The sequence below is a fragment of the Caballeronia sp. LZ029 genome (genome assembly GCF_031451275.1).
GTDB classification, from domain to species: Bacteria; Pseudomonadota; Gammaproteobacteria; order Burkholderiales; family Burkholderiaceae; genus Caballeronia; species Caballeronia jiangsuensis.
Map to the genome: position 1 here is coordinate 2731960 of NZ_JARUXO010000001.1, position 17020 is coordinate 2748979.

Annotated in this window: 15 protein-coding genes; 8 read left to right on the plus strand and 7 right to left on the minus strand. The window is 62.1% G+C overall.

The genetic code is table 11. From position 1 onward, the window contains the following. Positions 1-4: 4 nt before the first annotated feature. Entirely contained in the window at positions 5-1597 is a 1593-nt protein-coding gene (locus QCE73_RS12825; RefSeq protein WP_309881517.1) for an APC family permease, read from the minus strand. Between the two features lie 401 nt (positions 1598-1998). On the opposite strand from QCE73_RS12825, the gene QCE73_RS12830 reads away from it, so the two are divergent. Next, the gene (locus tag QCE73_RS12830; RefSeq protein ID WP_007000074.1) at positions 1999-2202 is read left to right on the plus strand and encodes a cold-shock protein; all 204 of its coding nucleotides are present in this window, start codon (positions 1999-2001) and stop codon (positions 2200-2202) included. Between the two features lie 73 nt (positions 2203-2275). Here QCE73_RS12830 and QCE73_RS12835 read toward each other — a convergent pair whose 3' ends face one another. Continuing rightward, positions 2276-3526 (minus strand): Hsp70 family protein, encoded by a 1251-nt coding sequence (locus QCE73_RS12835; RefSeq protein WP_309882001.1) that lies wholly within the window; start codon positions 3524-3526, stop codon positions 2276-2278. Positions 3527-3763: 237 nt separating this feature from the next. Between QCE73_RS12835 and QCE73_RS12840 the strand changes: the two genes are divergently transcribed. Next, positions 3764-5218, plus strand: coding sequence for an MFS transporter (locus QCE73_RS12840; protein ID WP_309881518.1), 1455 nt, complete (start codon positions 3764-3766; stop codon positions 5216-5218). 6 nt (positions 5219-5224) lie between these two features. Here QCE73_RS12840 and QCE73_RS12845 read toward each other — a convergent pair whose 3' ends face one another. Both QCE73_RS12845 and QCE73_RS12850 read right to left on the minus strand, forming a co-directional pair. Next, on the minus strand, positions 5225-5821 hold the full coding sequence (locus QCE73_RS12845; RefSeq protein WP_035509899.1) for a nitroreductase family protein: 597 nt from the start codon (positions 5819-5821) through the stop codon (positions 5225-5227). 102 nt (positions 5822-5923) lie between these two features. Continuing rightward, the gene (locus QCE73_RS12850; RefSeq protein ID WP_035509896.1) at positions 5924-7207 is read right to left on the minus strand and encodes an MFS transporter; all 1284 of its coding nucleotides are present in this window, start codon (positions 7205-7207) and stop codon (positions 5924-5926) included. Between the two features lie 122 nt (positions 7208-7329). Here QCE73_RS12850 and QCE73_RS12855 point away from each other — a divergent pair, with 122 nt between their 5' ends. Both QCE73_RS12855 and QCE73_RS12860 read left to right on the plus strand, forming a co-directional pair. Next, complete coding sequence (locus tag QCE73_RS12855; RefSeq protein ID WP_309881520.1) at positions 7330-7980, plus strand: TetR/AcrR family transcriptional regulator; 651 nt, start codon at positions 7330-7332, stop codon at positions 7978-7980. Continuing rightward, the gene (locus QCE73_RS12860; protein ID WP_309881522.1) at positions 7973-8530 is read left to right on the plus strand and encodes a DUF1415 domain-containing protein; all 558 of its coding nucleotides are present in this window, start codon (positions 7973-7975) and stop codon (positions 8528-8530) included. Before QCE73_RS12855 ends, QCE73_RS12860 begins: the two co-directional genes overlap by 8 nt. Here QCE73_RS12860 and QCE73_RS12865 read toward each other — a convergent pair whose 3' ends face one another. After that, complete coding sequence (locus tag QCE73_RS12865; RefSeq protein ID WP_051627222.1) at positions 8531-9406, minus strand: SAM-dependent methyltransferase; 876 nt, start codon at positions 9404-9406, stop codon at positions 8531-8533. A gap of 375 nt (positions 9407-9781) precedes the next feature. Between QCE73_RS12865 and QCE73_RS12870 the strand changes: the two genes are divergently transcribed. Then, entirely contained in the window at positions 9782-10102 is a 321-nt protein-coding gene (locus QCE73_RS12870) for a hypothetical protein (protein ID WP_035509889.1), read from the plus strand. A 51-nt stretch (positions 10103-10153) separates the two neighbouring features. On the opposite strand, the gene QCE73_RS12875 is transcribed toward QCE73_RS12870, so the two are convergent. Continuing rightward, positions 10154-10852, minus strand: a complete 699-nt coding sequence (locus QCE73_RS12875; RefSeq protein WP_035509886.1) for a FadR/GntR family transcriptional regulator — start codon at positions 10850-10852, stop codon at positions 10154-10156. Positions 10853-11072: 220 nt separating this feature from the next. Here QCE73_RS12875 and QCE73_RS12880 point away from each other — a divergent pair, with 220 nt between their 5' ends. From QCE73_RS12880 to QCE73_RS12890, 3 genes are all read left to right on the plus strand, one after another. Further along, positions 11073-12197, plus strand: a complete 1125-nt coding sequence (locus tag QCE73_RS12880; RefSeq protein WP_309881524.1) for a mannitol dehydrogenase family protein — start codon at positions 11073-11075, stop codon at positions 12195-12197. A gap of 94 nt (positions 12198-12291) precedes the next feature. Then, on the plus strand, positions 12292-13578 hold the full coding sequence (locus tag QCE73_RS12885) for an MFS transporter (protein WP_035509880.1): 1287 nt from the start codon (positions 12292-12294) through the stop codon (positions 13576-13578). Positions 13579-13588: 10 nt separating this feature from the next. Continuing rightward, entirely contained in the window at positions 13589-15130 is a 1542-nt protein-coding gene (locus tag QCE73_RS12890) for a UxaA family hydrolase (protein WP_035509878.1), read from the plus strand. Between the two features lie 56 nt (positions 15131-15186). Here QCE73_RS12890 and QCE73_RS12895 read toward each other — a convergent pair whose 3' ends face one another. Then, positions 15187-16821 carry an NAD(P)/FAD-dependent oxidoreductase gene (locus QCE73_RS12895; protein ID WP_309881525.1) on the minus strand — a complete coding sequence of 545 codons (1635 nt, stop codon included), beginning with the start codon at positions 16819-16821 and terminating at the stop codon, positions 15187-15189. Positions 16822-17020: the final 199 nt, after the last annotated feature.

Consider the following 17020-nt stretch of genomic DNA (forward strand, 5'->3'; position numbering starts at 1 on the left):
AGCTTTAAGCGCCGACTTCGTGAAGAATGTCGTCGCGGCTTTCGCGCTCGTCGAGATACTTCGTGCGATATCCCGTGTGCACGCCCCAGTAGTAGAAGACCAACGCGAGCACGACGACCGCGGCCATGTCCCAGCCGTACGGCAGAAGTCCGCTGCCGCCGAAATCCTTGCTGCCGATCAGCGACATCACCGCCATCGACGGCAAATACGTCACGAGCCACCACGCCGCCTTCAGATCGCGTCCCCAGCCCGAAAAGCCCGTTTTGCTCTGAAAGTAGAAGTAGACGGGAAGCGCGACCACCATCAGCAGAATGATTTCGCCGGTGAGCGGCCACTTCGCCCAGAAAAGCACAAGCGACGCGCACACGAACGCGAACGGCGCGATCACGCCCATCATCGGCAACTTGAGCGGGCGATCGAGATCGGTAGCCGAGCGGCGCAGCGCCATCAGGCTGACCGGGCCGGTGAGATACGAGATGACGGTCGCGACCGAAATCACCGCCGCCAGCGAACTCCAGCCGCGGAAGAAGAACAGGAAGATGAACGCGACGATCAGGTTGAACCACATCGCCGGGCGCGGCACGCCGTAGAACGGATGCACGAGGCCGAAAATCTTGGGCATCGTGTTATTGCGCTGCATCGCATAGATCATGCGCGTGGTCGTCGCCATGTAGGTCGTGCCGGTGCCGCTCGGGCTGACGAACGCATCGACATAAAGCAGGAACGCGAGCCAGTTCAGGTTCAGCGCGAGCGCCAGTTCAGCGAACGGCGACGCGAAGTTGAAGTGCGACCAGCCCTTCATCACGTCGGCGGGATTCACCGCGCCGATATACGCGATTTGCAGCAGCACGTAGATCACGAGCGCGAGCAGAATCGAGCCGATCACGGCGAACGGCACGCTGCGCGCCGGATTACGCGCCTCGCCGGCGAGATTCACCGGGCTCTGAAACCCGTTGAAGCTGAAAACGATGCCGCTCGTCGCCACCGCCGTCAGCACGGCGGGCCAGCCGTACGGCGCGAAGCTCGACGTCGTGCCGAAATTCTCCGAATGAAATCCGGTGAAGATCAAGCCCGCGATGGTGGCGCCCGGAATCAGGAACTTGAAAATCGTGATCGCGGAGTTCGCACGCGCGAACACTTTCACGCCCCAGTAGTTCAGCATGAAGTAGACGATCACGAGCAGCGCCGACAGCACGAGACCCATCGGCGTCAGCGACTCGTTGACGAAGAGCGCATGCGCCCAGTCGTACGGCCAGGTGCTCATATATTGAATCGACGCTTCGGCTTCGATCGGGATCACGGATACGATCGCGATCCAGTTCGCCCACGCGCTGATGAAACCGACGAGCGCGCCGTGCGAGTAGCGCGCGTAGCGCACCATGCCGCCAGACTCGGGAAACATCGCGCCGAGTTCGGCATACGTCAGCGCGATTGCCAGAATGACGACCGCGCCGATCACCCATGCGGCGATCGCTGCCGGCCCGGCGATCTTGGCGGCTTTCCACGCGCCGAACAGCCAGCCTGAACCGATGATGGATCCGAGGCCGGTCAACAACAGTGCCATCGGGCCGATATTTCTCTGTATCGAACTCTTCAACTTTATCTCCAGTGTCTCGCGCCGCGCGCGCATCGCCCACTACGACGATGTGGGTGCAACCGTAGAAAGGCGCGTAGTTTAACGGTTGCACCTTTCGAATGCAGTGCATACTGGAAAGAAGTTGCCCCAAAGTGGGGTTTTCGACGGGCGATCCGGCCCGGAATTACACGTTCTGTAATTTTTGCCTGCTTGTCTCGAAAAAAGCCCTTCAGAGTTGTCGGATATTAATTGACCGCGAAATCGTTTCGCCGTATAAACCTTCTTGCAGGATTTCAAGTGGCGAGTGAATTGGTTCTTTCGAGTTCGCCATCACGGTACTCCGGTTGGTCCCATTGCCCCTTCCTTGATTTTCCGCACCCTTGGGCTTCGGCCTTATTCATCAATTTTTTGGAATACGTAACATGGAAACCGGTACCGTCAAGTGGTTCAATGACGCAAAGGGCTTTGGCTTCATCACTCCGGATGGCGGCGGCGAAGATCTGTTCGCACACTTCTCGGAAATCCGCATCGAAGGCTTCAAGACGCTTCAGGAAAACCAAAAGGTTTCCTACGAAGTGAAGACTGGCCCGAAGGGCAAGCAAGCAGCGAACATCAAGCCGGTCTAAGTACCGCTGGAATTCGTAAAAAAACCCCGCCTCGGCGGGGTTTTTCTTTTGTCGCGCAGGTCTGCGCGCGGACTCAGGTGAAGATGCGCTGCGCATAGATGCCCAGCCCCTTCGCCACGCTGGCGAGGCGATCGCCGAACACCGGTTGCGCGGCCGGAAATGCCGCCGAAAGCGCTTCCGAGAGAAATCGCAGTCCGGTCGTACCGCCCGTGAAATAGACGGCGCTCACGTCGGCGGGAGCCACGCCGGCCCGTTTGAGCGTTTCGTGCGCCGCCTCGACGATCCGCCGCGTTTCGTCGACGCCGGCCGCGATCAGTTGCGACTCGTCGAACGCGACGCGCAGCGCTTCTTCCACCTCTTCCATATCGATTTCGGTCGTGCCGCCCGCTGAGACATCGATCTTCGCTTCTTCGGCGTGCGCCGTCAGCGCGTGACCGAGCCGGCGATACACGACGCGCATCAACCGGTCGTGATGGCGCACATCGGTATAGAGATGGCGCATCAGTTGCAATTCGCTCACGCGCTTCGGCGTATAGACCGTGTTGATCAGATGCCAGGTCGCGAGATCGAAGTACACGGGACTCGGCAATTCGCGTCCCTTGGTATCGAGCGACTGGTAACCGAGTTCGCGCAGCACGGTGACGAGTTCCACGCGCCGATCGAAATCCGTCCCGGCGACGTGCACGCCATGATGCGCGAGCACATCGCCCTTGCGTTCCAGATGACGCGCGCGCTCCGGACCGACGCGCACGAGCGAGAAGTCCGACGTACCGCCGCCGATATCCGCGACCAGCACGAGCCCTTCGTTCGTCAGGCCCGCTTCGTAATCGAATGCCGCGGCGATCGGCTCGTACTGGAAGTGGATTTCGCGCAATCCGACAGAATGCGCGCAGGCTTCGAGTTGTTTCTGCGCAAGGTGATCGGCTCGCGGATCGTCGTCGACGAAAAAGACCGGGCGGCCGAGCACCGCGCGTGTCAGCGGCTCGGCGGCGAGCAACTGCGCTTTCTGCTTCAGATGTTGCAGAAAGAGCGTGATGACATCGGTGTACTTGATTGCGGAACCATCGCCGAGATCGGTGCTGTTGTCCGCGAGCGGCGAGCCGAGAATGCTCTTCATCGAGCGCATCAGGCGGCCGTCGAAGCCGTCGATGTACGCTTCGAGCGCGGCGCGTCCGTAGGACTGGTTATTCTCGTCGGTGTTGAAGAAGACGGCGGTGGGCAGCGTGCTCGCGTCGCCTTCCACGGGCGCCAGCCGGATCGACAATCCGTCAGGCACGGCGACGGCGGAATTCGACGTGCCGAAATCGATCGCGCAATAAGTCATGGGCATCGGCGGCGTCGGATGAGGACGTCGCATTCAAACATGGACGGCGTTTTTAACACGTTCCGCGGGACGCATCAACCGCATTCCGGCTATTTTTAAACCACCGGGTTTATTCGACAAAAGCGGAATGCAATTTGCGTACTTGGCGGCAATTTGTTCACTTTTTTCCGTGCGATTTCGCAGTGAAAAGCACGCCTCCGACGATGAACGCAAGCGCCGCGCCACAGGGAGAACCGTTTGACCGATAAAGCCAGCGATCGTCCGGCCATCATCGAAACCGATTTGCCCGGACGCCTCGATCGTCTGCCGTGGGGCCGCTTTCACACGCTGATCGTGCTTGCGCTCGGCATCACGTGGCTGCTCGACGGACTCGAAGTAACGCTCGCGGGCGCGGTCGCGAGCGCGCTCAAGTCGAGCCCCGCGCTGCAATTTTCGAATGCCGATGTCGGCATCGCGGGCAGCGCGTATATCGCGGGCGCGGTGCTCGGCGCGCTCGGCTTCGGCTGGCTCACAGACCGGCTCGGCCGGCGCAAGCTCTTTTTCATCACGCTCTTTCTTTATGTCGCCGCCACGGCCGCGACCGCGTTCTCGTGGAATCTCGCGACCTTCGTGCTGTTCCGCTTTCTGACTGGCGCGGGCATCGGCGGCGAATACACCGCGATCAATTCGACGATTCAGGAATTCACGCCTGCCCGCCTGCGCGGCTGGACCGACCTCGCGATCAACGGCACGTTTTGGGTTGGCGCGGGCATCGGCGCGGCGGGCTCCATCGTGCTGCTCGATCCCGGCCTGCTTCCGCCCGATTGGGGATGGCGCGCGTGCTTTCTGATCGGCGCGGTGCTCGGACTCACGATCCTTTTCATGCGGATGTGGGTGCCGGAAAGCCCACGTTGGCTCATCACGCACAATCGCGAGAAGGAAGCGCAAGAAGTCGTCGAGGAAATCGAGGCGCATTTCCGGCAGCACGGCGTCGAGATTCCCGATACGCCCATCAAGCCGTTGCGCCTGCACGCGCGCGAGGGGACGCGGTTGCGCGAAGTCGTGCATACGCTTTTCAACGCGCATCGCAGCCGATCGCTGGTCGGACTCACGTTGATGACGGCGCAGGCGTTTTTCTACAACGCGATCTTTTTCACGTACGCGCTCGTGCTGACCGACTTCTATCACGTGCCGGGCGATCACATCGGCTGGTACGTGTTGCCGTTCGCGGCGGGGAATTTCCTCGGTCCGGTTCTGCTCGGCAAGCTCTTCGACGTGCTCGGCCGTCGCAAGATGATCGCGTTCACGTATGCGATGTCAGGCGTGCTGCTGACCATCAGCGGCTGGATGTTCATGCACGGGATGCTGACCGTGACGACGCAGACCATCGCGTGGATGGTGATTTTCTTCTTTGCGTCGGCGGCGGCGAGTTCGGCGTATCTGACCGTGAGCGAGACGTTTCCGCTGGAGATTCGCGCGCTCGCCATCGCGGTGTTCTACGCGTTCGGAACGGCGCTTGGCGGCATCATCGGGCCGACGCTTTTTGGCCAACTGATCGATACCCACGAGCGCGGCGCCGTGTTCGTGGGCTATCTGATCGGATCGCTGCTGATGATCGCGGCGGCGGTCGTCGCTGGCATCTGGGGCGTCGCGGCGGAGCGCAAATCGCTCGAGGATGTCGCTCGTCCGCTTTCCGCGGCGGACGAGCATTGAGCGCGATTACTTGAACGCCTTGTCCCACGCGCCTTCGAAGGCCGTTTCCGCCAACGTCTTGCGCGCACGCGGCGCCGCCTCGCGCTCGCGCAGCGTTTCGTCGAGCTGGCTCGCGTCGCCGTGATGACCGATCGCGATCATCGCGATGATCTCCACGTCCGCCGGAATCGAAAGCGCCTGACGGAACGCGTCGCGATCGAAGCCGCCCATCTGATGCGTAGCCAGCCCGAGCGCGTGCGCCTGGAGCACGAGCGCCATCGCGGCCGCGCCGGTGTCGTACGTCGCGGTGCGGTTCGCGTCGCCCTTCGGCGTGAGTGACGAAGCCGTCACGCAGACGAGCAGCGGCACGGTCACGTTCCACTTCTGATTGCCGGGCATGAGGGTGTCGAACGCGCGCTTGAACGCGGCTTCGTCGCGATGACGGTCGAACACGATAAAGCGCCACGGCTGCAAATTATTCGACGACGGCGCCCAGCGCGCTGCTTCCAGCAGACGATGCAACTGCGCGCGCTCGACGGGCGCGCTGGAAAACGCGCGCGGGCTCCAACGGCCGGCGATCAGTTCGTGGATGTCGATATCGGTCGGAGCGGGCTTCGTGGTCATGTTCGTCCTCGTTGGCGTAATGAAAAGCAAAAGGCGCGCATCGGCAAAGATGCGCGCCGTCAGGCGACAAGGATAAACAAGCTCGCGCGCGCGTGCAGATCGTCAGGTCGCGGCGACGCCCACCGAGCGGCCCGCGCGATTGATGCGCAGAACGGTCACGGCCGCGACGAGGCACAGGCCGCCGGAGATCATCGTCGCGATGGTGTAGCTGCCGAGGCTCGAACGCAACATACCGCCGCCGAGCGCCGCGAACGCCGCGCCCAGCTGATGGCCCGCGACGATCCAGCCGAACACGATCGGCGCCGAATCCTTGCCGTAGACATCGGTGGCGAGGCGCACGGTCGGCGGCACGGTGGCGATCCAGTCGAGACCGTAGAAGACGGCGAAAAGCGGCAGGCCGAAGAAATCGATGCCGAACGCGTACGGCAAGTAAATCAGCGAAAGTCCGCGCAGGCCGTAGTACCAGAACAGCAGCACGCGGGCGTTGAAGCGGTCGGAAAGCCAGCCGGAGAGCGTCGTGCCGAACAGATCGAAGATGCCCATCGCGGCGAGCAGGGTTGCGCCCTGGACCTGCGTCATGCCGTAGTCGGAGCACATCGCGATCAGGTGCGTGCCGACGTAACCGTTCGTGCTCGCGCCGCAGACGAAGAAGCTGAAGAAAAGCAGCCAGAAATCGCGCGTCTTGCTGGCCGATGCGAGCGTGCCGAATGCGACCTTGATCGGATTTTTCGGCGGCGAGATCGCGGCGGGCGGCACATTCGCCGCTTCGCCGACGGGCCGCAGCGAAAGATCCGCCGGACGCTCGGGCAGCAGCCACGCGACGAGCGGCAACACGACCGCCGCCGCCGCCGCGACCACGAACACGACCGGACGCCAGCCGAAACGCTCGGAAATCGATGCGAGGAACGGCAGGAACACGAGCTGGCCGGTCGCGGAGCTCGCGGTGAGAATACCCATCGCGAGACCGCGATGCGTGGTGAACCAGCGGTTCACGATCGTCGCCGACAGCGTGAGCGCCGCGACGCCCGTCGCGCTGCCGACCATCACGCCCCACACGAGCACCATTTGCCACGGCTCGGTCATCATCGACGAGATGCCGACGCCCGCCGCAAGCGTCGCGATCGCGGCGAGCACCGTCGGGCGCACGCCGAAGCGCTGCATCGCGGCCGCGGCGAACGGGCCTGCGAGGCCGTAAAGCGCGAGATTGATCGAGATCGCGAGCGAAATCGTGCCGCGCGACCAGCCGAACTGCTTTTCGAGCGGCAACATCATCACACTCGGCGTCGCGCGCGTACCGGCTGCCGCGAGCAGCACGAAAAACACGACGCCCACCGCGACCCAGCCGTAATGTATCCGGCCGTTCAGCCGTCTCGCTACCCAGTTCATCGCTGCTCCGTTACGTTGATTTTTGCCCTGCGACGTTACCGCTCTGTCACATCAGAGTTGCGAGCTTAGTTACCGATCGGTAACATGTCAAGCATGCAGCAGAATTCTTCGAGGAACCGACTGTGACACGATCAACCGCCGACCAGCCGAAAGCCCCCGCCCGCCGAAGTGTCCGCACGGATGGCGCGACCGCGCAGGAGCAATTGCTCGACGCGGCGCAGGAGCTGTTTTATCGCGACGGCATCCGCGCAATCGGCGTCGATGCCGTCGTGGAACGCGCGGGCGTCAACAAGATGAGCTTGTATCGGCGTTTCGCGTCGAAGGACGAACTCGTCGTCGCGTATCTGGAACGCATGGACGAGGGTTTTCGGCGGCGCTTCGAGGCGAGCGTCGCGAAACATCCCGGCGAACCGGCAAAGCAGATGATTCAGGCGCTCGAAGATCTGGTGAAACGGGCGTCCTCGCCGGATTATCGCGGCTGCCCGTTCGTGAACATCGCGTGTGAATTCGGCGATCCGGCGCATCCCGCGCGGCAGTCGGTTGAGCGCAACAAAAATTACCTGATGACGCGTCTCGTCGAGATTTGCACGGCAGCCGAAGCGGATAATCCCGCTGAACTGGCGGAATCGCTCGCGTTGCTTGTCGACGGCATCTACGCGACCAGCCAGACTTACGGACCCGGCTCGGGCCCGCTGCTCGCCGCGCCGCGCATCGCGCGCACGCTGATCGCGGCGGCGTGTCCCGCGTATCGAAAACAGGATTCTCATGACTGACGGCAGCACCCGCGACGAGGTGATCGCGGCGACTCGACACTGGCTCACCCGCGCGGTGATCGGACTCAATCTGTGCCCGTTCGCGAAGAGCGTGCATGTCAAAGAGCAGATTCGCTACGTGGTGAGCGAGGCGCACGGCGTGGACGATCTCGTCGTAGAACTGACGGATGAGCTTCGTCTTTTGCACGATACGGATCCCGAGGTCATCGACACCACGCTTTTCATTACACCGCACGCGTTCGCGGATTTCGCCGATTACAACGACGCGCTCTATTTCGCCGAAAATCTGCTCGTCCAGCTTGGACTCGCGGGCGAATTGCAGATCGCGAGCTTCCATCCGGACTATCGGTTCGAGGGCACCGGGCCCGACGATATCGACAACTACACGAATCGCGCGCCGTATCCGACGTTCCATCTGATTCGCGAAGCGAGCATCGATCGCGCCGTTGCCGCGTTTCCCGATGCATCCGACATCTACGAGCGCAATATCGAAACGCTGCGCCGTCTGGGGCATGACGGCTTCGACGCGTGGATGAAAGACAAATCCTGATCAGTGCGCGGGCGAAAAGAATCGCTCGCGCAGTTCGTCCAGCCCGAGCGTTTCGAGCACGTCCGAAAGCCTTTGCGCAGGCCGGCCACGCGGCAAGTCCTTGAACTGCGCGACGATGAGCTCGTTCTTCATCGAATGTTCCCAGCCGACCAGTTCCGTCACGCTCACCTGATATCCGTGCGATTCGAGTTGCAGGCAGCGCAGCACGTTCGTGATCTGGCTCCCAAATTCGCGCGTATGCAGCGGATGCCGCCACATTTCCGTCAGCACATTCTTCGAGAGCGCGTGTCCCTTGTTCTTTCGGAGCACTGAAGCCACCTCGGCCTGACAGCACGGCACCACGACGATGTACTTCGCATTCTTCTGCAGAGCGAACTGGATGGCGTCGTCGGTGGCCGTGTTGCACGCATGCAGTGCGGTGACGATATCGATCGAATCAGGCAGACGATCTGAATCAATTGATTCGGCCACCGACAGATTCAGAAACGACATCCCTGTAAACCCGAGGCGCTGCGCCAATTCCTCGGATTTTTTTACCAGCTCCTCTCGCGTCTCGATTCCAAAGATGTGTGACCGATCGCGCAGAGTCTTGAAGAAGAGATCGTAGAGAATAAACCCGAGATAGGATTTTCCCGCGCCGTGGTCGACGAGTGATACGGCCCCCTGGCGCGCGTGCACGTCGGCAAGAAGCGGTTCGATGAACTGATAGAGGTGATAGACCTGTTTCAGTTTGCGGCGGCTGTCCTGATTCATCTTGCCGTCGCGCGTGAGGATATGGAGTTCCTTCAGCAGTTCGATCGACTGGCCTGGACGAATCTCGTGTTTGGTGGAGGGGTCGGGTGTGCCCGGAGCCGACGCGGAGGCTTTCCTGGTCATCGTAAAAGGTTCGATCAGTAAAAAAGCGGAGCATGTTCGCGCCGAATGTGCGCTAACCGCTGGTTCTGTTGTCTCAAAATAGGAAGTTTACTCAAAAGCGCGAAGACGCTCTCGTTCCAGTCATCGGCAGAAGGCCAATGCGTGGCAGCAAGGCTGCATGGAACAGATTGTGCATCGTCCGGCAATGAGGCCATTGGAAAAGACGACACACCGTGGCCTTTCGGCCGCGTACCGATGCAGCAGAAGCAACAAGCTGGTAACAGGCCGCGTCTCGACACGCGAAGCGTCGTCACCCGCGCCCGGCCTTGTTACGTAACACCTAACGCACAGCGCGGCGAATGCGACTCGCGGCGCCATGAACATGAGAGGACGGCGATGGATGCGATCCCCGACAAGAAAGCAGAGAAGCAGTTTCAGGAGATGCTCGCGGCACTGACCGCGATGCCCGCGTGGAGTGAAAAGCAGCAGCTCGAACTGGAAATGGCCCGAGAGATTTCCGTGGAAATGTTGCGCCTCGCCGAGTCGATGCGCGACGGCTCCACCGACATCGAGTCGTGCCTGACCATGCTGAAGTACGCCAAAGTGATGGATTTCGTCCTGACTACGCTCGCCTCACGCCGGGAGATTGCGCCGCAAACGCTGCGCGTCATCTTCAAGCTGGCGGGTCTGAAGGTCGATGAAGCCTATCCGGGCTGACGCGGACACGTTTTCTTCGCCATCGGTGCGCGCTTCCCGCGCGCGCCGGACTCAGCTTTTGCGCTTCGTCATCAGACGCGCCGCGGACTGACGCATGTGCCGCTGCATCGCGGCCTGCGCCTGTATTGCGTCGCGCGCCTCCAGCGCTTCCAGAATTTCCCGATGCTCGCCCAGCGCGGCCGCCCACGTTTCTTCCCCTTCGAAGTGCCCACGCAGCGTCGACGATAACGGACTGTGCCGCTCGTCGTAGAGACTGCCGACCGTTCGCACGAGCACATCGTTGCCCGTCATCTGCGCGATCGCGATGTGAAACGCGCGATCGGCGGCCATCGGCACTTGCCCGTTGTCGACTTCGCGAGCCATCGTCTCATACACGGTGCGCAGCGCCTTCAACTCCTTCGGTTTCGCGAACGGCGCGACGCTCGCCGCGATCGCGCCTTCGATCACGCTGCGCGCGGTCATGATCTCGATCGGACTTTCGCCCAGTTCCGCTTCGGTCGTCGGCGGCTTGTTCGCGGGCGTCGCGACGATGTAGACGCCCGATCCCATGCGTATCTCGACGCGCCCTTCCAGTTCGAGCGCGACGAGCGCCTCGCGCACGGATGGCCGCGACACGCCGAGCGTCAGCGCGAGTTCACGCTCCGACGGCAGACGGCCGTTCGGGGCGAAATCCTGCTGCTCGATCAATCCGCGCAGCTTGTCGGCGATCTGTAGATACAGGCGTCGCGTCTCGGCTGGTTTCACGCTCACGTGCTGGCTCCTGCTTTTCGTCTCGGGGAAAACGTGGATTGTAATCAGCGGAAGGGCCGACGCACCACGCGGCGGGCTTTCGCCGTTCTCAGACCGCTTACAAGTGGCTTGACCAATTCTGTTTCAAGACACTAGTATGCAATCCGGTAAGGCCAGGTGGCCAATTTTTTTATGGCGATCTGGAACCGTTCCCACTCGACCAATTCCCCAGCTCCCGACGATGAGCAATCCGATTCTTCAATTCGGCACGAGCCGTTTCCTGCAGGCGCACGTCGACTTCTTCGTCAGCGAGGCGGCGCGCCGCGATCCGGCGAAAGCGCTCGGCAAGATCACCGTCGTTCAGACTACGTCCAGCGCCGACAGCCGCGCGCGCGTCGAAGCGTTGCGCGCGGCCGGGCGCTATCCGGTGCGCATTCGCGGCCGTCGCGGCGACGAGACCATCGATACGACCGTCGAATGCGATTCGATCACCGAGGCGCTGCACGCGAACGACGACTGGCCCTTGCTGATCGAGCGCGTGAAGCACGACGTGAAAGTGATCGTTTCGAACACGGCGGACGCCGGCTACGCACTTTTCGACGAAGACACCGCCGATCTGCTCGACGGCCAGCGCACGCCGCGCGGCTTCGCGGCCAAGCTCGCGGTGCTGCTCCACGCGCGATATCAGGCCGGCGCCGCAGCGATCACGCTCTTGCCGTGCGAACTGGTTTCCCGCAACGGCGACACGCTGCGCGATCTGGTGATCGGCATCGCGCGCGGCTGGAACGCCGACGAGGCGTTCATCGGCTATCTCACGAAAGACTGCGTGTGGGTGAATTCGCTCGTGGACCGGATCGTGTCGGAGCCGATTCAGCCGGTCGGCGCGATCGCGGAGCCGTACGCGCTGTGGGCGATCGAGCGGCAGGCGGGCATGGTGCTGCCGTGCGAGCACGAGGACATCGTCGTGACCGACGATCTCGCGCACTACGAACGTCTGAAGCTGCTGATGCTGAACCTCGGCCATACGATGCTCGCCGAAATCTGGCGCACGCGCGAAGGCTCACCCGACATGACCGTGCTCGACGCGATGCGCGATCCCGCGTATCGCGAGCCGCTCGAAGCGACGTGGCGCGACGAAGTGCTGCCCGTGTTCGCGGCGCTCGGCAAGCACGATGTCGCGGCGGAATATCTGTCGAGCGTGCGCGACCGCTTCGAGAACCCGTTTCTCGTGCATCGGCTCGCGGACATCGCGCGCAATCACGACGAGAAGAAAGTCCGGCGCTTCCGGCCCGTCATCGAGCTCGCGCGCGAATTGAATCTCGACATCGAGCAGAAGCGTCTGCGCGACGCGCTCGAATCCGCCTGAAAAACGATACCCAGCTTTCGAATCACGGCTCACCGCGCCGGCATCGCGGATCGGGCCGGAACACATGAAGTGCCGCCCATTGAGGAGACAAACGATGCGCAAAATGCGTTGGGTAGTGATATTTCTGGCTTTTCTGGCAATCGCGATCAATTACATCGATCGCGCGAACCTCGCGGTCGCCGCGCCGCAGATCGAAAAAGCGCTCGGCATCGGCCCCGCTGAAATGGGCTTCATCCTGAGCGGCTTCTTCTGGAGCTACGCGCTCATGCAGATGCCCTTCGGCTGGTTCGTCGATCGCGTCGGCGCGCGTATCGCGTTGCCGCTCGCGGTGGGCTGGTGGTCGGTATTCACGGCGCTTACCGCCGTCGCGACGAGCGTCGTCGGCATGTTCGGCTGCCGCCTGATGCTGGGCATCGGCGAAGCGGGCGCGTATCCGTCGTGCGCAAAGCTCGTGTCGCAGTGGTTCAAAAAGGAGCAGCGCGCGTTCGCGACCAGCATCTTCGATAGCGGCTCGCGCGTGGGTTCGGCGCTTTCGATTCCCGTCGTCGCGCTCATCATCAGCTCGTTCGGCTGGGAAGCGTCGTTCGTCATTACCGGCGTGATCGGCTTCGTGTGGATTCTCGGCTGGTTCCTGATCTACCGTAACAAGTCCACGGGCGACCTGACGGGCGAGGTGGATGCCGCGCCGGTGCAACCGGTCGCGCCGAAGACCAAGGTGTCGTGGGCGTCGCTGTTCAAGTACCGCACGCTGTGGGGCATGATGCTCGGCTTCTTCTGCCTGAACTTCGTCATCTACTTCTTCATCACCTGGTTCCCGAGCTATCTCGTGCAGGCGCACGGCTTCTCGCTGAAATCGCTCGGCACGCTCGGCACGATTCCCGCGCTGATGTCGATTCCGGGCGGCTGGTTCGGCGGCTGGGTGTCGGACGCGCTCTTCAAACGCGGCTGGAGCCTCACCGCCGCGCGCAAGACCTGCATGGTCGGCGGCATGCTGCTTTCGTCAGTCATCACGCTGTGCGCGTTCGTGACCAACATTTATCTGATGCTCGCGTTTTTCGGCATCGCTTACGCCAGCCTTGCGTTCGCGGCCGCCAGCATCTGGTCGCTGCCGAGCGACGTCGCGCCGACGCCGGATCACGTCGCATCGATCGGGGGCATCCAGAACTTCGCGTCGAACCTTGCCGGCATCGTCATCACGACCTTCACCGGCGTGATGCTCGCGATCACCAAGGGCTCGTTCGTGATTCCGCTGTGTGTCGCGGGCGGCTTCTGCTTCCTCGGCGCATTCAGCTATCTTGTAATCGTCGGCAAGATCGAACCGCTCAATCGCGCCGAAGAAGAGCAAGCGCGGCTCGACAACCGCGCACCTTCCACGGTCTGAGAACAAAACCATGTCCACCACATCCACCGACCATGCGGTCATCCGGCTGCATCCTAACGACGACGTCGTGATCGCGACGCGTCAGCTGCTCTCCGGCGCGCGCATCGCGTCGGAGGATCTCGTTGTCGCGGGGCTGATTCCGCCGGGACACAAGATCGCGACCCGCGACATCGCCGCGGGCGCGCCCGTGAAGCGGTACAACCAGATCATCGGCGTGGCGCGCGAGGCGATTTCGCGCGGACAGCACGTGCACACGCACAATCTGTCGATGGCCGATTTCGCGCGCGAGCACGAATTCGGCGTCGATCAGCATCCGACGCCGTTCGTCGATAAGCCCGCGACGTTCATGGGCATCCGCCGCGAGGACGGTCGCGTGGCGACGCGCAATTTCGTCGGCGTGCTGACGAGCGTGAACTGCTCGGCCACGGTTGCGCGCGCCATCGCCGATCACTTCCGGCGCGATGTGCATCCGGAAGCGCTCGCGGATTATCCGAACGTCGATGGCGTGATCGCGCTCACGCACGGACTCGGATGCGGCATCGACATGCAGGGCGAAGGCCTCGGCATTCTGCGCCGCACGCTTGCGGGTTACGCCATCCATCCGAACTTTCATTCCGTGCTGTTCGTCGGATTGGGATGCGAGACGAACCAGATTTCGGGCGTGCTCGAATCGAGTGGGCTGAAGGACGGCGCAAAGCTGCGCAGCTTCACGATTCAGGACAGCGGCGGCACGCGAAAGACGATCGAGCGCGGCATCGCGATGATCGAGGAAATGCTCGTCGATGCGAATCGCGTGAAGCGCGAGCCGGTGCCGGCGGCGCATCTGGTCGTCGGATTGCAGTGCGGTGGGTCGGATGGTTATTCAGGCATTTCGGCGAACCCCGCATTGGGCGCCGCGGTCGACAAGCTCGTCGCTCACGGCGGCACGGCGATTCTCTCCGAGACGCCCGAAGTCTATGGCGCGGAGCATCTGCTGACGCGCCGCGCGGTGAGCCGCGAAGTCGGCGAAAAGCTGCTCGCGCGCATCAAGTGGTGGGAAGAATACTGCGCGCGCAATGGCGCGGCGATGGACAACAATCCGTCGGCCGGCAACAAGGTCGGCGGTCTGACGACGATCCTCGAAAAGTCGCTCGGCGCGGTCGCGAAGGGCGGAACAACGAACCTCGTCGAAGTGTATGAATACGCGCAGCGTATCGATGCGAAGGGCTTCGTCTTCATGGATTCGCCCGGATACGATCCGATGTCCGCGACGGGGCAGGTTGCGTCGGGCGCGAATCTGATCTGCTTCACGACGGGCCGCGGTTCTGCTTATGGATGCGCGCCCTCGCCTTCGCTCAAGCTCGCGACGAACACGGCGTTGTGGGAGCGGCAGGAAGAGGATATGGATATCAACTGCGGCGGCGTGATCGACGGTTCGGCGACCATCGAGCAACTCGGCGAACAGATCTTCCAGATGATGCTCGACTGCGCGTCAGGCGTAGCGTCGAAGAGCGAACTGCACGGATACGGGCAGAGTGAATTCGTGCCCTGGCAAGTGGGTGTGGTGACCTGAGCTTGCCGCGGTTTGAGTTGTGAAGAGCGCAGCGGATCGACCGATGCGCTCTTTTTTTATAGGGCGGCCGCGTGCTGCGCCATCATCTGCAACGCGACGGCTTCCGCGACTTCGATGCCATCGATCGCCGCCGAGTAGATACCGCCAGCGTAGCCTGCGCCCTCGCCCGCCGGGTATAGACCGTCGACATTGACGCTCTGATAATCGTCCTTGCGACGCACGCGAATCGGCGAAGACGTCCGCGTCTCGACGCCAGTCAATACGGCGTCGTGCATCGCGAATCCTTTGATCTTCTTGTCGAGTTCGGGCAAGGCTTCGCGGATCGCTTCGATCACGTAATCGGGCAGCGCGGTGCTCAGGTCGGTGGGCTTCACGCCCGGCTTGTACGACGGATTGACCGAACCAAGCGATGTCGACGCGCGCCCCGCGATGAAGTCGCCGACGAGTTGTCCGGGCGCGGAATAATCACCACCGCCCAGTTCGAACGCCCTTTCTTCCCACTTGCGTTGAAACGCGATGCCGGCAAGCGGGCCACCCGGAAAATCATCCGGTGTAATGCCTACCACGATGCCCGCATTCGCGTTGCGCTCGTTGCGTGAATACTGACTCATGCCATTCGTCACGACGCGCCCCGGCTCCGACGTCGCCGCGACCACCGTACCGCCCGGGCACATGCAGAAGCTATACACGGCGCGGCCGTTGCTGCAATGGTGGACAACTTTGTAGTCGGCCGCGCCCAGCTTTTCGTGACCGGCGAATTTGCCGAAGCGACTTCTATCGATCACGCCTTGCGGATGTTCGATGCGAAAGCCGAGCGAGAATGGCTTGGCTTCCATGTACACGCCGCGGTCGTGCAGCATCTCGAAGGTGTCGCGCGCGCTGTGCCCCACGGCGAGCACGACATGATCGCAGCGCAGCGTTTCGCCGGTCGAAAGCTTGAGACCACGCACCTTGCCGTTATCGATGTCGATGTCCTCGACCCGCTGCTGGAATCGCACTTCACCGCCGAGCTGGTGGATCTGCGCGCGCATCTTCTCGACCATGCTCACGAGCCGAAACGTGCCGATGTGCGGGCGGCTCAAGTACAGGATGTCTTCCGGCGCGCCGGCTTTAACGAATTCGTCGAGTACTTTGCGACCGTAGTGCTTGGGATCCTTGATCTGGCTGTAGAGCTTGCCATCGGAAAACGTGCCGGCGCCGCCTTCTCCGAACTGCACATTCGACTCCGGGTTGAGCTCGTTGCGTCGCCAGAGCCCCCACGTGTCTTTCGTGCGTTCGCGCACGGCCTTGCCGCGCTCGAGGATGATCGGGCGAAAGCCCATCTGCGCGAGGATCAAGCCTGCAAACAGCCCGCAAGGCCCCATGCCGATGACGACAGGACGCAGCAACGTCGAATGCGCCGGCGCTTTCGCCACGAAGCGATACGCCATGTCGGGCGTAACGCTGCAATGCGGATGGGGATGCTCGTCGAGACGCTTCAATACCGATGCTTCGTCTTGCAGTTCGACATCGATGATGTAGGTGAGCTTGATGTCGGAGCGCTTGCGGGCGTCGTGCGCACGGCGAAATACGTGGAAGCGGATGAGCTCGTTCGCCGTCACGCCGATTTCCGCGAGACGTGCGAGAACCGCCGATTCGATAGCCGATTCGGGATGATCGAGCGGGAGCTTGATTTCGCTTAAACGTAGCATGGGGACATCGACGGCGCTGGCCGTGCCTTTCGAAAATACGTGGAGGGGATTTTAGCGCTTGGGGGTGCGACTTTTGCTCCTTTTCCGTAGCGCGTTCTCCAACGCAAAAACCCCACCTTTATGGGGTGGGGTTTTTGTTTTTAGCATGAGGAGCCTGACGATTACCTACTTTCACACGGGTGATCCGCACTATCATCGG

Excerpts from the sequence above, each read along its gene's own strand:
- QCE73_RS12830 (WP_007000074.1), top strand. The coding sequence starts at position 1,999 with ATGGAAACCGGTACCGTCAAGTGGTTCAATGACGCAAAGGGCTTTGGC.
- QCE73_RS12835 (WP_309882001.1), bottom strand. The coding sequence starts at position 3,526 with ATGACTTATTGCGCGATCGATTTCGGCACGTCGAATTCCGCCGTCGCC.
- QCE73_RS12845 (WP_035509899.1), bottom strand. The coding sequence starts at position 5,821 with ATGACCACGAAGCCCGCTCCGACCGATATCGACATCCACGAACTGATC.
- QCE73_RS12850 (WP_035509896.1), bottom strand. The coding sequence starts at position 7,207 with ATGAACTGGGTAGCGAGACGGCTGAACGGCCGGATACATTACGGCTGG.
- QCE73_RS12860 (WP_309881522.1), top strand. The coding sequence starts at position 7,973 with ATGACTGACGGCAGCACCCGCGACGAGGTGATCGCGGCGACTCGACAC.
- QCE73_RS12865 (WP_051627222.1), bottom strand. The coding sequence starts at position 9,406 with ATGACCAGGAAAGCCTCCGCGTCGGCTCCGGGCACACCCGACCCCTCC.
- QCE73_RS12870 (WP_035509889.1), top strand. The coding sequence starts at position 9,782 with ATGGATGCGATCCCCGACAAGAAAGCAGAGAAGCAGTTTCAGGAGATG.
- QCE73_RS12880 (WP_309881524.1), top strand. The coding sequence starts at position 11,073 with ATGAGCAATCCGATTCTTCAATTCGGCACGAGCCGTTTCCTGCAGGCG.
- QCE73_RS12885 (WP_035509880.1), top strand. The coding sequence starts at position 12,292 with ATGCGCAAAATGCGTTGGGTAGTGATATTTCTGGCTTTTCTGGCAATC.
- QCE73_RS12890 (WP_035509878.1), top strand. The coding sequence starts at position 13,589 with ATGTCCACCACATCCACCGACCATGCGGTCATCCGGCTGCATCCTAAC.
- QCE73_RS12895 (WP_309881525.1), bottom strand. The coding sequence starts at position 16,821 with ATGCTACGTTTAAGCGAAATCAAGCTCCCGCTCGATCATCCCGAATCG.